This window comes from Variovorax sp. VRV01, assembly GCF_014852545.1.
Classification (GTDB): domain Bacteria; phylum Pseudomonadota; class Gammaproteobacteria; order Burkholderiales; family Burkholderiaceae_C; genus Variovorax; species Variovorax beijingensis_A.
Window position 1 is genome coordinate 128256 of sequence record NZ_JACVBS010000006.1, and the last position, 13675, is coordinate 141930.

The window sequence follows — 13675 nt, forward strand, 5'->3', positions numbered from 1 at the left end:
CCGCCGCGGCGCGGCGCTCTACTTGGCCGCCGCGGGCATCGCGACCACCAGCCGGTCCCGCTGCGCCAGCGATGGAAACAGCTTGAACCAGCCCAGCGCCACCATCATGGTTCCGACGCCGCCCACCACCACCGAGCCCACCGGGCCGAGCAGCGCCGCCGTGGCGCCCGACTCGAATTCGCCCAGCTGGTTGCTCGCGCCGATGAAGATCGAATTGACCGCGCTCACCCGCCCGCGCATCGCATCGGGCGTCTCGAGCTGGACCAGGGTCTGGCGGATTACCACGTTGACCATGTCGGCCCCGCCGGACACCGCCAGCGCAACCAGGGAAACGATGAAGCTGCGCGAAATGCCGAACACCACCATGCAGAGCCCGAAGAGCCCGACGGCCATCAGCAGCGTGCGGCCGATGTTGCGCTCGATGGGCCGGCGCGTGAGGGCGATCGACATCGCCAGCGCGCCCACGGCCGGCGCACCGCGCAGCAGGCCGAGCCCCCAGGGCCCTGTGTGCAGGATGTCCTTGGCGTAGATCGGCAGCAGCGCCACCGCGCCGCCCAGCAGCACCGCGAAAAGATCGAGCGAGACGGCGCCGAGCACCGGCTTGCGCTTCCAGATGAAATCGACGCCCGCGAACACCGTGGCCAGCGTGACCGGCTCGCGCGCGGCCGGCGTGTAGGCATAGCGCAGCCGCAGCACCAGCGCGCAGGCCACCGCGAAGCACAGCACGCTGGCGCCATACACCACCGCCATGCCGGCCACGAACAGCAGGCCGCCGAGCGCCGGCCCGCCGATGATCGCGCCCTGCATGCCGGCCGAACTGAAAGCCATGGCGCGCGGCAGCATGGCGGGCGGCACCAGCAATGGCGTCAGCGCCTGCTGCGCCGGCATCTGGAAGGCCCGCACCGCGCCCAGCACCAGCGACAGCCCCAGCAGCAGGCCGCGCGTGTCGAAGCGCTGCACCACCGCGAGCAGCAGCACCAGCGCCACCAGCCCCTGCACCGCAAAACAGGCCGCCACGATGCGGCCGCGATGGTGGCGGTCGACCACATGGCCGGCCAGCAGCGCGAGCAGCAAGGCAGGCACGAACTGGTAGAGGCCCACGAGCCCGAGGTCCCAGGCGCTGCCGGTGAGCTCGTACATGTGCCAGCCGATGGCCACCAGCAGCATTTGCGAGGCCGCCGTGCCGAACAGCCGCGCCACCCACATCTGCATGAACGCGCGCTCGCGCCGGAGTTCGGTGAAGCCCGGGGAAACGGGAGCGGGAACGGGGGAGGCAGGGCCGGACATCTGCTCGAGGATAGCCGAGGCTTCATGAGCTTCGCATGAGCGCAGCGCCAAGGTGCAGCAGTGAACGCGGGCTCTGCTCCCTACACTCCCGTCTACCTATGCCGGACATCGACCTCATCCACGAAGACGCCCACCTGCTGGTGCTGAACAAGCCCGCCGGCCTGCTCTGCGTGCCCGGGCGCGGCGAAGACAAGCAGGACTGCCTGAGCGCGCGCGCCATGCGGCGCTGGCCCGACGCGCTGGTCGTGCACCGGCTCGACATGGCGACCAGCGGCCTGGTGCTGATGGCGCGCGGCGCCGCCATGCAGCGGGCGCTCGGTGACGCCTTTGCCGAGCGCCGCGTGCACAAGCGCTACGAGGCCATCGTGGACGGCGCGCTGCCGGTGCAGGAGGAATGGTCGGTCATCGATGCGCCGCTGATGGCCGACTGGCCCAACCGTCCGCTGCAGAAGGTGGACCCGGCCGGCAAGCCCAGCCTCACGCGCTGGCGTGCGCTGTCTTCGTCTTCAGCGCCGGATGGAAAGACCGAGGCCACGCACCTGCTGCTGGAGCCGCTCACGGGGCGCTCGCATCAATTGCGCGTGCACCTGCTGTCGATCGGCCATCCGATCCTGGGGGATGCGCTCTACGGCAATGCCGACGTCCAGGCGCGTGCGCCGCGCCTGCTGTTGCACGCCAGCGAGCTGGGCTTCGTGCATCCGGTCACGCAGCAGGCCTTGTGCCTGCAGAGCCCGCCGGACTTCTTCGGCGCCTCTTTTCCTACAGCCCGCCCTTGACCACGAGCACCGGCATCGGCGCGTCCTGCAGCACGCGCTGCGTGACGCTGCCCAGCAGCAGCTTCTCGATGCCGCTGCGCCCGTGCGAGCCCATCACGATCAGGTCAGCCGCGATGGCGATGGCGGTGTCGACGATGCCTTCGTGCACCACGTGGCCGTCGATCACGCGCTGGTCGCTGTGCAGGCCTTCGGCGGCGAGCGCCGCCACGCCGCGCGCGAGCGCCGCATTCGCGCTCGCGGTGGCTGCGGCCAGGTATTCGTTCTGGCCCAGCGCATAGTCCGCACCCACGCCGATGAAGGGATAGTTGTCGATCACGTGGATCAACGTGATGCGGCTTCCGAACGCCAGCGCCAGGCCGCTGGCCTTGCTGACCGCGAGCATGGAAGTTTCGGAGCCGTCGATCGGAACCAGGATGTGATTGAACATGGCGGACCTCACTTTTTCGTTCGCGGACAGGCGCGGCTCGCAACCGGGCCGGGCCCCGAATTTAACCTCTGCGCCGGGCGATGGCTGTAGGACTCAAGCCAGCGGGATCAATCCCCCTGGAAACCTCCGGCGCGGCAGGTGACGACCAGCGTGTCGCGCCAGCCTGCGCCGCCCTCCTCGAGCGGCTGGATCGGCGTGGACTCGTGGATTACGCGCGCGTCGTCGAGCAGGAGCAGCGTCCAGGGCTCGGTCATGGTGAAGCGCTCGCCGCGGCGGCCGCTGGCTTCGAACACGCGCGTTTCACCGCCCTTGATGCCGCTGCGCCCGACCAGTGCCACCGCCACCAGGTCGACGCCATCGCGGTGCGCGCCTTCGGGCGTGGGCCGTCCGATGCCGCCCGCGGTGTCGATGCGGAACTGGTGCGCCTCGACGAACCAGGGCTGCGCCGCCGCTGCGCCGCGCATGCCGCTCGCGGCTTCGCCCAGGCGCTGCAGCAGGCGCTGCCAGGCCGGCTGCGCCACGGTGGCTTCATGCATAGGCGCGAACCATCGCTGCATGCCGCCATGCAGCGCGTTGTATTCGACCGGCTGCCAGTGCGCGCGGTGCGGCGCCTGCGCGACCGAATCGCCTTCGACCGTGAAGCAGGCGTGGCGCCGCGTGCGATAGCGCCCGCCGTCCTTCAGGTATTCATCCGGCGGGAGATCGTTCCAGTCGGCATGCAGCGCCTCGAGCTGCGCAAGCGGCACGCCCAGCCAGTCGCTCACGCCTTGCGGGCTCAACACGGCATAGCCTTGCTCGCGCAGCGCGGCCTGCAGCTCGGCGGGCCGGATGAATGGTGGGGCGAATGCGGCCGTGGTCACGACGCGGTGACCTTCACGTCCTTCCAGAACGCCACGCGATCGCGGATTTCCTCGGCTTCGGGCTTCGGGTCGGCGTAGTACCAGGCGGCGTCGGTGTGGAGCTCGCCATTGACCAGCAGCGAGTAGTAGCTGGCCGTGCCCTTCCAGGCGCAGGTGGTCTTGTGGTTGCTGAAGGTCACATGGTCGCGATTGAGCGAGCTCATCGGGAAATAGTGGTTGCCTTCAACAAGCACGGTGTCGTCGCTTTCGGCGATGGTGACGCCGTTCCAGGTTGCTTTCATGGTCTTTGCACTCCAACGGGGGTGGCGGGGGGCGCACTTGGCGGGTGCGGGGCCGCGCGGGGAAGGGGTATTGTGCCCGTTGCGTTTGGCGGACGATTCCGGCCTGGGTTATGCCGGTTGAGGTTCGGGGCCGGGACTCGCCCCGGCCCCGGAACCAAAATCAGGCCGAAAGCCAATGCACGCTGAAGAGCCTCTCCGGATCCGTCCACACCGCCCCCGGCCGGAACCCCGCCTTCACCGCCAAAGCCCGCAGCCCTTCCACGGTGAACTTGTGCGAGTACTCGGTGTGGATGGTCTCCCCTTCCTCGAACGCAAAGCGCTCGCCGTTCAGCGAGACGATCTGGTCCCGCCGGCTCACCAGGTGCATCTCGATGCGCTGCTTCGGCGCGTTGTAGAACGCCGCGTGCGCAAAGCCGTCGAGGTCGAAGTTCGCATCGAGCTCGGTATTGGCGCGCCGCAACAAATTGAGGTTGAACGCGGCGGTCACGCCCTGCGCATCGTTGTAGGCCGCATGCAGGCGGCCCGGGTCCTTCACCAGGTCGACGCCGATCAGCAGCCCGCCGCCGCGCAGCATGCGCGCCGCGAGCTGCAGGAAGGCCAGCGCCTCGTCGGGCTCGAAATTCCCGATCGTCGAGCCGGGGAAAAAGCCCACCCGCTTGCCCGCACCCGCGAGCGGCGCGGGCAGCACCAGCGGCATGGTGTAGTCCGCCGCAATCGGCTGCACCGCCAGCTCCGGATAGTCGGCCTTGAGCCGCTCGGCCGCGGCCGCCAGGTGCTCGCCCGAGATGTCGATCGGCAGGTAGCGCCGGGGCGCCTCGAGCGCATCGAGCAACAGCCGCACCTTGGTGAGCGAGCCGGCGCCGAACTCGACGATCTCGGCGCCCGGCCCCACCTGCGCGGCGATCTCGCCCGCGCATTCGCCGAGGATGCGCAGCTCGGTGCGCGTGGGGTAGTACTCGGGCAGTTCGCAAATGCGGTCGAACAGCTGCGACCCCGCGGCGTCATAAAAATACTTGGGCGAAATGCTGCGCGGCCTGCGCGCAAGGCCCGCCCGCATCTCGCGGCCGAACTCGGAGAGCGCCGCACTTTCCGGGGCGGCGGGTGCGACAGGCTGGCGCTGCTGCTGTTGGGCGGCGGCAAACGACAGGGAGGACGAGGAGCTTGGATTGCGCATGATTCAGATGTCTTTCGCGAGCCGCAGCCCCGAGAACTGCCAGCGCGCCGCCGGCGGAAAGAAATTGCGGTAGCTGGGCCGCGTGTGCCCGGCCGGCGTGGCCACGCTGCCGCCACGCAGCACCAGCTGGCCCACCATGAACTTGCCGTTGTATTCGGCCGCGATGCCGGGCATGGGCCTGAATCCGGGATACGGGTCGTAGGAGGAGCGCGTCCACTGCCAGACGTGGCCCGTCATTTGCGAGATGCCAGGCGCATTGAAGGCCGCTTCCCATTCGAATTCGGTCGGCAGGCGCGCACCGGCCCATTCGGCATAGGCTGCGGCCTCGTAGAAGCTCAGCTGCGACACGGGCGCATCGGCCTCCATCGGCCGCACGCCATGCAGGCCGAACACCTGCCATCCGCCCTGCGGCTGCTGGGCTTGCAGCCGGGGATCGTCGGCGGCCAGCCAATAGGCCGGATGGCGCCAGCCCTGCGCCTGCACCGCCGCCCAGCCGTCGGAGAGCCAGAGCTCGGGGCGCTGGTAGCCGCCGTCGGCAATGAACTGCGCATAGTCGCCGCAGCTCACCAGCCGGTCGGCAATGGCATAGGGCTGCAGCAGGGCCGCGTGGCGCGGCGTCTCGTTGTCGAAGGCAAAGCCCCGCTGCGGCCCTTCATGGCCCACCTGCACCAGGCCGCCGGGCTGCGGTAGCCAGCGCATGGCCGGCGGCACGGCAGCCAACCGCAGCGCGGGCCCTGTCGCGGGCCGGTAGGCGGGCAACAGCGGATTGCACGACAAGGCATGCAGGATGTCGGTGAGCAGCAGCTCCTGGTGCTGCTGTTCGTGGTGCAGCCCGAGCGTGACGATGGGTTCGATGGCCGCCCAGTCGCGCTCGCCGGCGCCGGCGTCGAGCAGCGCGAGCACCGCCTCGTCGACATGGGTGCGATAGGCATGCACCTCGTCCACGGAAGGGCGCGTGAGCAGCCCCCGCTGCGGGCGCGGATGGCGCGGGCCGAGCGCTTCGTAGTACGAGTTGAAGAGGTAATGGAACCGCTCGTCGAAAGGCCGGTAGCCCGCCGCATGCGGCTGGAGCAGCACGGTCTCGAAGAACCAGGTCGTGTGCGCGAGATGCCATTTGGTCGGGCTCGCGTCGGGCATCGACTGGATGCACTGGTCTTCGGCGGAGAGCGGCGCGGCGAGTGCCAGGCTGGCGGCGCGCACTTCGCGGAACTTGCCGCGCAGCGCGCTTGCCGCCTGGGTGATCGGCCGGGAAAGCGTCATGGTGTCTCCAGTCGGGTCAACCGCAATTTGTAGCCGATGGCCGTTGCAGCAGCGCGTAGGACAAGTTCGCGCCCTTGAAGCGCCGTGTCACGCCGCGCCGCAATGCAGGCATCGGTGGGGGGAGCCACTTTGGCACAAGATCGGCCGGCGTGCAGGGCGGCTGCGTATCATCTGTTCGATGCAAACGACCAACGCCTCCGCCCGCCCCCATGTCGTCATCGTCGGCTGCGGATTCGGTGGACTCGAAGCCGCGCGCCGGCTCGAAAGCGCCGACGTGGACGTGACGGTGATCGAGAAGACCAACCACCACCTGTTCCAGCCCCTGCTCTACCAGGTGGCGACCGCCGGCCTGGCTGCGCCGTCGATCGCGGCGCCGGTGCGGGCCCTGTTCCGCCGGCAGCCGCGCATCACCACGCTGCTCGGCGAAGTGAGTGCCATCGATCCGGCCGCGCGCGCGGTCCGGCTGGCCAACGGCAGCCTGGTGAGCTACGACCATCTGGTCGTCGCGGCCGGCGCCACGCACAGCTATTTCGGCCATGACGAATGGGCGCCCGTCGCGCCCGGCCTGAAGACGCTGGCCGACGCCTTCGAGATCCGCCGCCGCGTGCTGATGTCGTTCGAGGCGGCCGAAACCGCAACCGACCCGGAGCGCCGCCGCGCCCTGCTCACCTTCGCGGTGATCGGCGCCGGCCCGACGGGGGTCGAAATGGCAGGCACGCTGGCCGAGATTGCCAAGCACACGCTCGCCGGCGAGTTCCGCCACATCGACCCCGGGAGCGCGCAGGTGCTGCTGATCGAAGGCGGACCGCGCGTGCTGCAGGCCATGCCCGAGAACCTCAGCCAGAAGGCGCTCGAACAACTGGAAAAACTCGGCGTCGAAGTGCGGCTCAATGCGCGCGTGACCGCCATCGACGCCGGCGGGCTCGAAGTGCAGTCCGGCGGTGGCGCCGACGGCGCACCCGCCACCGGCTACCGCATCGACACCAGCTGCGTGGTGTGGGCGGCAGGCGTCGCAGCTTCGCCGCTGGGGCGCATGCTGGGCGAGGCGACCGGCGCCGAATGCGACCGCGCCGGCCGCGTCAAGGTCGAGTCCGACCTGAGCCTGCCGGGCCATCCCGAGATCAGCGTGGTGGGCGACCTGGCCGCGGCCCTGAGCTACGCGCCCGGCAAGCCGCCCAAACCGGTGCCCGGCGTGTCGCCCGGCGCCAAGCAGATGGGCCGCGCGGCGGCCGCCAACATTCTTCGCCGCATCGCGGGCGAGCCGACGGTGCCTTTCCGCTACCGGGACTACGGCAACCTGGCCACCATCGGCCGCAACTCGGCGGTGGTGGACCTGGAAACGCCCCTCGGCCCGCTGCGCTTCAGCGGCCGGCTCGCATGGCTGTTCTGGCTGTTCGCGCATGCGTACTTCCTGATCGGATTCCGCAACCGCATCGTGGTGATGATGGACTGGGCCAGCGCCTACTGGAGCTTCCAGCGCAATGCGCGCGTGGTGGCGGACGTGCAGGGCAGGAGCGAGTCCTAGCGGCGCGCCCTGCCCCTTCCCGCCTCAGGTTCCGATCACACCGCCATCGTTCTTCGTGATGGCGACCGTTGCCGAGCGCGGGCGCCCGGCGCCGTCCGGCCACTTCGACACGGCGAGCGGACGTTCCGGGTCGCTGCGCTCGTTGGCCGGCTCACCCGGATGCTGGATGTTGATGAAGAGCGTGCGCAGATCGGGCGTGGCCGTGAGGCCTGTGATCTCGCAGCCGGCCGGCCCGAGCAGGAAGCGGCGGATTTCGCCCTTCGTCGGGTCGCAGGCCAGCATCTGGTTGTTCGGCAGGTTGGCGTATTCGCCCTTGCCGAGCGTGGAGGTCGAGACGTCGGTCTCGATCCACAGCACGCCGCGTGCATCGACCATCAGGCCGTCGGGGCTGCCGAAGGCGTCGCCCTTGATGTTGCCCTGCGCTTCGTAGCGCGGCTGCTTCGGATCGCCCGCAAGCACGAGATGGTCCCAGGCGAACTTCGTCGCATCGAGGTCGCCGCTTTCCTTCCAGCGGATGATCTGGCCCATCGTGTTGTTGGAGCGCGGATTGGCCGCGTCCATGAAGGGCTGGCCCGGCGCACCGCGGTTGCTGTTGTTGGTGAGGGTGCAATAGACCTCCTTCGTCAGCGGATCGACGGTGGTCCATTCGGGACGGTCCATCCTGGTGGCGCCCAGCAGGTCGCTGGCTTGGCGCGCCTTGATGAGCACGTCGCCCTGGGTCGCGAAGCCCTTGTCGGCGACGAGCCCGTTCCTGCCCTGCACCAGCGGCAGCCACTCGCCGGTGCCGTCCACGTCGAAGCGGGCGACGTACAGCGTGCCGTGGTCGAGCAGGTCGCGGTTGGCGGCCGCGCCGCCGGGCTGCACCCTGTCGCGGCTCACGAACTTGTAGATGTATTCGAAGCGCGAGTCCTCGCCCATGTAGATGACCGCGCGGCCGTCGTTGGTGAGCGCGGTGGCGGCGCCTTCGTGCGCGGCGCGGCCGAGCGCGGTGCGCTTGCGCGGCGTCGAGGCCGGGTCCTGCGGGTCGATCTCGACCACCCAGCCGTAGCGGTTGGATTCGTTCGGGTGCTTCGCCACGTCGAAGCGCGCGTCGTGCTCGTGCCAGCGGTACTTGGCGCCGTTGCCCTTCTTGATGCCCCAGCGCTTCTGGTGCGCGTCGGGCGTGTCGGTGCCTTCGAAGTAATCCGCGAAGTTTTCCTCGCAGGTCAGGTAGGTACCCCAGGGCGTCTGGCCGTTCGAGCAGTTGTTGTAGGTGCCGAGCACCTGCGTGCCCGTGGGGTCGGCCGCGGTGCGCAGCATGGGGTGGCCGGCGGCGGGGCCGGTGAGCGTCATCGGCGTGAGCGCGGTGATGCGGCGCGCGAAGCGCGACGGCAGCACCTGCGTCCACTTCGTGCCTTCGCGCTGCAGCTCGATCACCGAGACGCCATGCGCGTTCATCGACTTGCGCACCTTCTCGGCCGTCCAGGTCTTCATGCCGTCCGGATGCAGCAGGCCGTCGTCGACATATTCGTGGTTCAGCACCAGCAGGCCGCGGTTCGATCCGCCCTGCGGAAAGAAGGCCATGCCGTCGTGATGCATGCCGGCCTGCAGGGCCTGTTCGTCCGCGGTGTTGGAGCCATCGGTCTTGAATGCGGGCATCTGGCCAGCGATGCCGGTGGCGTCGCCCCAGCGGTAGAGCACCTGCGCGCTGTAGCCCTCGGGCACGACGACGCGGTCGACGGCGGCCATGGGCACGCTCTTGAAGCCGATGGCCCGGCCCAGCGTGCTCACCGAAGGGCCGGTGCTGGCGCAGCCGGCCAGCGTGCCGGCCGCCAGGGGACCGAAAAGGCCCGCCACGGCCGCCGCCAGGCCGCCGCGCACGAACACGCGGCGCTGCGGGTCGGAAACTTCGTGGATGGTGGGATTGGCGGAGGGATTGGAGTCCTCCATTTGCTCGAAATCTTTGGCCATCTTCTTGTCGTCATGGGTTGCGAGAACCCATGATGGTCTCGCGCCCGCATGAATCCGCCATGACAGCGGCCGGGGGCTCAAAAAAAGGCGTCGCTCCAGTGGTGCTCGCGCCGCTCGCGCCGCCAGTCCCAGGGCGGCGTCGGCTTCGAATCGGCCCACAGCCCCAGGCCTTGCGCACGCGCGGCGTCCTGCAGCTTGAAGAGCCCGCCGCCGCGCCTGGTCGCGATGCCGTCGTAGTCGTAGACCCAGGCCCAGCCGCCGGACACCATGCGGGTTGCGGCGTCCTCGCCGTTGCAAGCCACGTCGGCCACGGTGCGCCCGTAGCGGTCGGTGTCGCGCGGCGTGATCTGCGCCTCTACGGCGTAGCAGAGCCGGCTCAGCGCCTGCCGGCTGCGCTGGCCATAGGGCTGCCTGCTTTCGGGCGCATCGATCGCGGCGATGCGCACCTTGATCTGCTCATAGGAGCCGGCGCGCCCGCAGCGCGCGGTGAGCGTGTCGCCGTCGCTGATGCCGACCACCAGGCAACTGCGGGGCTCGGCGCGAGCCAGCAGCGGCAGAGAGACGAATGCAAAAAGAAGAAGAGAAAAAACCGGGCGAAAGCGCATGCAGGCAGGAACGGAACGCACAGGGTGCAAGGAGCGTCGATTCTCGGCGCGAAGTGCCCGCCCCGCCCGGCTGAATCATTTGTTTTCGTCTTCCTGCAGCAGCCGCCACATCACCTTGCCGCTGCCGCTCTTGGGCAGCGCGTCGACGAACTGCACCTTGCGCGGGATCTTGTAGACCGCCATGTTCTCGCGGCACCAGTCGATGATCTGCCGCTCGGTGGTGTCCTTGTGCGTGGCGCGCAGCACCACCACGGCCTTGACCGATTCGCCGCGGTAGTCGTCCCGGGTGGAAATGACGCAGGCCTCCTGGATGGCGGGATGGCGGAACATCAGCAGCTCGACCTCGGCCGGCCAGACCTTGAAGCCGCTCGCGTTGATCATGCGCTTCAGGCGGTCGGTCATGAAGAAGTAGCCGTCCTCGTCCATGCGGCCCATGTCGCCCGAGCGGAAGAAACGCCTGCCCTCGAACTCGACGAAAGCCGCCTGGGTGGCGTCGGGGCGCTTCCAGTAGCCCTGGAACACCTCGGGGCCATGAATGATGATCTCGCCCGATTCGCCGATGGGCATTTCGGCCAGTGTGTCGGGGTCGACCACGCGCGCATCGGTGCTCATGAACGGAATGCCCAGGCACTGCTGCTTGGGGTGGTCCGAGGGGTTGGTGTGCGAAGGCGCGGCGGTTTCGGTGAGGCCGTAGCCCTCCTGGTACTTGAGGCCGTACTGCTCGAAGAGGCGCTGCGCCACGGCCTGCGGCATGGCCGCGCCGCCGCCGCCGATGTGCGTGATGCTCGACAGGTCGTAGCTCGCGAAGTTGGGGCTGGCCATGAGGTCGATCACCATGGTGGGGATGTTGGTCCAGCTCGTGACCTTCCAGCGCGAGATGAGCCGGCCCGCCACCTCGCGGTCCCAGCGCGGCATGATGACCAGCGTGGCCGCCGCGAGGATGGAGGTGTGCATCATGCTCACCACGCCCGTGATATGGAACATGGGCACCACCGCCAGCACCACCGCTTCCGAGGTGGCCTGGCCCCAGAGCTGGCTGGCCACCGCGTTGTGCATGAGGCTCGAATGGTGGTGCACGCAGCCCTTGGGCAGGCCGGTGGTGCCGCTGGTGTAGGGCAGCAGCGCCATGTCGTTGGCGCCCACCACGTGCTCGGGCGCGGCATGCCCCGCGGCCAGCGCATCGGTCCAGGCCATGGCCTTGCCGCCCGCCAGTTCGGGCAGCGGATGGCGCGTGGCGAGCCACTCCTTCCAGGCCGGCGCGGGAGCGTCGTCGCCGCTCGCATCGGCATCGAAGGCGTCGGTGAACTGGGTCACGATCATGTGGGCCAGCTGCTGCGCGGGCGGCAGCGCGTTGCTGGCCTTGGCAAGTTCGCCGGCCAGGTCGCCGGTGGTGATGGCCACCCTGGCGTCGGGGTCGACGATGTAGTGCTTGAGCTCCTCGGCCCGGTTCATCGGGTTGACGGGCACCACCACCGCATTGGCGCGCAGGATCGCGAAATGCGCGATCACGAGCTGCGGGCAGTTCTGCATGTCCAGCACCACGCGGTCGCCGCGCTTCACGCCCAGCGCATGCAGCGTGCCGGCCAGGCGCTCGACCTGCTCGGCGAAATCGCGATAGCTCAGCACCCGGCCGAAGAAGACCAGCGCGGCCTTGTCCGGATAGCGCGCCGCCGAGGTTGCGAGGTTGTGCCACAGCGAGGTGGCGGGAACGGTGATCGAATGCGGCAGGCGCTTGGGCCAGAACTTGTAGTGCGGGCGTGGTTGCATGGTCAAGGCAGGCGGGAGAAGGAGAGAGAGGGAAGGAAGACAGGCCGCAGCCTAAGCCGAGCCGCGCGCCGCTCCCATCGGGGAAGCCCCCGGGAGCGTCACCTTGGCGACGCCTGCCCGCCATCGCGCAATCTTCATCGCACGCGCCCTGCGACTACAGACAAGCGCGGCGTTCCGCGCGATACCTGCGTCTCCCACCACCCGTCACCCGAATGAAGGAGAGTTTTCATGGCAGCAGACAAGCACGCAAGCGTTCACTGGGAAGGCGCCGGCAAGACCGGCAAGGGCCAGGTCAGTACCGAGACCGGCGCCCTCAAGGACTACCCCTACGGCTTCGCCAGCCGCTTCGAGGACGACAAGCGCGGCACCAACCCCGAGGAGATCGTCGGCGCGGCCCATGCGGCCTGTCTGACGATGGCCTTTGCCTTCGCGCTGGAGAAGGAGGGCTTCACCGCCACCCGCATCGACACCAAGGCCGCGGTGCGGCTGGCCAAGGACGGCGAGGGCTTCAAGATCGACCGCATCGCACTCGAGCTCGACGCCGCCGTGCCCAACCTGGAAGAGGCGAAGTTCCAGCAGATCGCGGCCGCCGCCAAGGCCGGCTGCCCGCTGTCGAAGGCGCTGGCCAGCGTGCCGGAGATCACGCTGAAGGCCACGCTCGCGGGCTGAGCCGCTGCTTATGATCGTCTCCACTTGAAAAAGAGGAGACGATCCATGACCCGACCCGTGCGCGCCGCCCTCCTGGCGGCTTTTTCAATCGCCTCGTTCGGCATCGGTGGCGCCGCCCTGGCGGCCTACCCCGACAAGCCGATCAAGGTCGTCATCGGCTTTCCGGCCGGCGGCCCGCTCGACCAGCATGCGCGCCTTCTGACCGACAAGCTGCAGGCGGTGCTGGGCCAGCCGCTGATCGTCGACTACAAGCCCGGCGCGGGCGGCTCGGTGGGCGCCGACGCGGTCGCCAAGAGCCCGGCCGACGGCTACACGCTGATGCTGGCCAACACCGGCGTGGCCGTGATCAACGGCGCGCTCTACAGCAAGCTGCCCTACAACACGCAGCGCGACTTCGTGCCCATTGCACGCACCGCGATGCAGCCGCTCGCCCTGCTGGTCACGCCCAAGCTGCCGGTGCAGAACCTGCGGCAGTTCGTCGACTACGCCAAGGCACGGCCCGGCCAGGTCAACTACGGCTCGGCCGGCAACGGCGGCATCAGCCACCTGGTGCCCGAGATGTTCAAGACCGCGACCGGCATCTTCATGGTGCACATCCCCTATCGCGGCAGCGCCCCGGCCTTCACGGACCTGATGGCCGGGCAGGTGCAGTTCATGGCCGAATCGATTCCGCAGGCGGCCAACTACCACAAGCAGGGCAAGGTGCGCGCGCTGGCCGTGACCAGCCGCGAACGCAACCCCGCGCTGCCCGATGTGCCGACGGTGATCGAGTCGGGCGTCAAGGGCTTCGAGGTGGTGGGCTTCTACGGTTTCTTCGCACCCAAGGACACGCCCAGGGACGTGGTCGCCAGACTCAGCGACGCCTTCAGGCAGGTGCTGACGAGCGCCGAGGTGCGCGACCGGATGGTGAGCCAGGGCGCGGACCCGGCCTATCTGGGCAGCGAGGACTTCGCGCGCTTCCTGGCCACGGAGACGCCGCGCTGGGACAAGGCAGTGAAGGCTTCGGGCGCGCGGATGGATTGATCACAGGCCACCGGGTACTCCCCTGCGCGAATATCCCCATCGGCGGGATCGCGCCCTGAGCAGCAGCGCCC

13 protein-coding genes are annotated in these 13675 nt (G+C 69.1%); 4 read left to right on the forward strand and 9 right to left on the reverse strand.

Annotation, left to right across the window (positions count from 1 at the left end; genetic code table 11):
- Positions 1–18: 18 nt before the first annotated feature.
- Positions 19–1212, reverse strand: a complete 1194-nt coding sequence (locus tag IB278_RS12810) for an MFS transporter (protein ID WP_145746264.1) — start codon at positions 1210–1212, stop codon at positions 19–21.
- 173 nt (positions 1213–1385) lie between these two features.
- Here IB278_RS12810 and IB278_RS12815 point away from each other — a divergent pair, with 173 nt between their 5' ends.
- Positions 1386–2063 carry an RluA family pseudouridine synthase gene (locus IB278_RS12815; RefSeq protein ID WP_145746148.1) on the forward strand — a complete coding sequence of 226 codons (678 nt, stop codon included), beginning with the start codon at positions 1386–1388 and terminating at the stop codon, positions 2061–2063.
- On the opposite strand, the gene IB278_RS12820 is transcribed toward IB278_RS12815, so the two are convergent.
- The 5 genes from IB278_RS12820 to egtB all read right to left on the reverse strand — a co-directional run bounded on the left by IB278_RS12820 (position 2047) and on the right by egtB (position 6065).
- Positions 2047–2490 carry a universal stress protein gene (locus IB278_RS12820; protein ID WP_015866434.1) on the reverse strand — a complete coding sequence of 148 codons (444 nt, stop codon included), beginning with the start codon at positions 2488–2490 and terminating at the stop codon, positions 2047–2049. The genes IB278_RS12815 and IB278_RS12820 overlap by 17 nt on opposite strands.
- 107 nt (positions 2491–2597) lie before the next feature.
- Entirely contained in the window at positions 2598–3350 is a 753-nt protein-coding gene (locus IB278_RS12825; protein WP_145746147.1) for a 2OG-Fe dioxygenase family protein, read from the reverse strand.
- The gene (locus tag IB278_RS12830) at positions 3347–3631 is read right to left on the reverse strand and encodes a DUF427 domain-containing protein (protein ID WP_145746146.1); all 285 of its coding nucleotides are present in this window, start codon (positions 3629–3631) and stop codon (positions 3347–3349) included. Before IB278_RS12830 ends, IB278_RS12825 begins: the two co-directional genes overlap by 4 nt.
- Positions 3632–3791: 160 nt before the next feature.
- Positions 3792–4805: an L-histidine N(alpha)-methyltransferase gene (gene egtD / locus IB278_RS12835; RefSeq protein WP_192323603.1), complete on the reverse strand. Its 1014-nt coding sequence runs from the start codon at positions 4803–4805 to the stop codon at positions 3792–3794.
- Between the two features lie 3 nt (positions 4806–4808).
- The gene (gene egtB, locus IB278_RS12840) at positions 4809–6065 is read right to left on the reverse strand and encodes an ergothioneine biosynthesis protein EgtB (protein ID WP_192323604.1); all 1257 of its coding nucleotides are present in this window, start codon (positions 6063–6065) and stop codon (positions 4809–4811) included.
- Positions 6066–6243: 178 nt separating this feature from the next.
- On the opposite strand from egtB, the gene IB278_RS12845 reads away from it, so the two are divergent.
- Positions 6244–7590, forward strand: a complete 1347-nt coding sequence (locus tag IB278_RS12845) for an NAD(P)/FAD-dependent oxidoreductase (RefSeq protein WP_145746143.1) — start codon at positions 6244–6246, stop codon at positions 7588–7590.
- A 24-nt stretch (positions 7591–7614) separates the two neighbouring features.
- Here the strand turns inward: IB278_RS12845 and IB278_RS12850 are convergent, their stop codons facing one another.
- The 3 genes from IB278_RS12850 to IB278_RS12860 all read right to left on the reverse strand — a co-directional run bounded on the left by IB278_RS12850 (position 7615) and on the right by IB278_RS12860 (position 11912).
- On the reverse strand, positions 7615–9540 hold the full coding sequence (locus tag IB278_RS12850; RefSeq protein ID WP_192323605.1) for a PhoX family protein: 1926 nt from the start codon (positions 9538–9540) through the stop codon (positions 7615–7617).
- 77 nt (positions 9541–9617) lie between these two features.
- Positions 9618–10145, reverse strand: a complete 528-nt coding sequence (locus IB278_RS12855) for a thermonuclease family protein (protein WP_145746141.1) — start codon at positions 10143–10145, stop codon at positions 9618–9620.
- Positions 10146–10220: 75 nt separating this feature from the next.
- On the reverse strand, positions 10221–11912 hold the full coding sequence (locus tag IB278_RS12860; RefSeq protein ID WP_145746140.1) for a long-chain fatty acid--CoA ligase: 1692 nt from the start codon (positions 11910–11912) through the stop codon (positions 10221–10223).
- A 228-nt stretch (positions 11913–12140) separates the two neighbouring features.
- On the opposite strand from IB278_RS12860, the gene IB278_RS12865 reads away from it, so the two are divergent.
- Positions 12141–12581 (forward strand): OsmC family protein, encoded by a 441-nt coding sequence (locus IB278_RS12865; RefSeq protein ID WP_028256202.1) that lies wholly within the window; start codon positions 12141–12143, stop codon positions 12579–12581.
- A gap of 45 nt (positions 12582–12626) precedes the next feature.
- The gene (locus tag IB278_RS12870; protein WP_145746138.1) at positions 12627–13604 is read left to right on the forward strand and encodes a Bug family tripartite tricarboxylate transporter substrate binding protein; all 978 of its coding nucleotides are present in this window, start codon (positions 12627–12629) and stop codon (positions 13602–13604) included.
- Positions 13605–13675: the final 71 nt, after the last annotated feature.

What these genes read in the sequence shown, in the direction of transcription:
- IB278_RS12860 (WP_145746140.1), bottom strand. Translation starts at nt 11,912, where the DNA reads ATGCAACCACGCCCGCACTACAAGTTCTGGCCCAAGCGCCTGCCGCAT.
- IB278_RS12850 (WP_192323605.1), bottom strand. Translation starts at nt 9,540, where the DNA reads ATGGCCAAAGATTTCGAGCAAATGGAGGACTCCAATCCCTCCGCCAAT.
- IB278_RS12845 (WP_145746143.1), top strand. Translation starts at nt 6,244, where the DNA reads ATGCAAACGACCAACGCCTCCGCCCGCCCCCATGTCGTCATCGTCGGC.
- egtD (WP_192323603.1), bottom strand. Translation starts at nt 4,805, where the DNA reads ATGCGCAATCCAAGCTCCTCGTCCTCCCTGTCGTTTGCCGCCGCCCAA.
- IB278_RS12865 (WP_028256202.1), top strand. Translation starts at nt 12,141, where the DNA reads ATGGCAGCAGACAAGCACGCAAGCGTTCACTGGGAAGGCGCCGGCAAG.
- IB278_RS12820 (WP_015866434.1), bottom strand. Translation starts at nt 2,490, where the DNA reads ATGTTCAATCACATCCTGGTTCCGATCGACGGCTCCGAAACTTCCATG.
- IB278_RS12870 (WP_145746138.1), top strand. Translation starts at nt 12,627, where the DNA reads ATGACCCGACCCGTGCGCGCCGCCCTCCTGGCGGCTTTTTCAATCGCC.
- egtB (WP_192323604.1), bottom strand. Translation starts at nt 6,065, where the DNA reads ATGACGCTTTCCCGGCCGATCACCCAGGCGGCAAGCGCGCTGCGCGGC.
- IB278_RS12855 (WP_145746141.1), bottom strand. Translation starts at nt 10,145, where the DNA reads ATGCGCTTTCGCCCGGTTTTTTCTCTTCTTCTTTTTGCATTCGTCTCT.
- IB278_RS12830 (WP_145746146.1), bottom strand. Translation starts at nt 3,631, where the DNA reads ATGAAAGCAACCTGGAACGGCGTCACCATCGCCGAAAGCGACGACACC.
- IB278_RS12810 (WP_145746264.1), bottom strand. Translation starts at nt 1,212, where the DNA reads ATGCAGATGTGGGTGGCGCGGCTGTTCGGCACGGCGGCCTCGCAAATG.
- IB278_RS12815 (WP_145746148.1), top strand. Translation starts at nt 1,386, where the DNA reads ATGCCGGACATCGACCTCATCCACGAAGACGCCCACCTGCTGGTGCTG.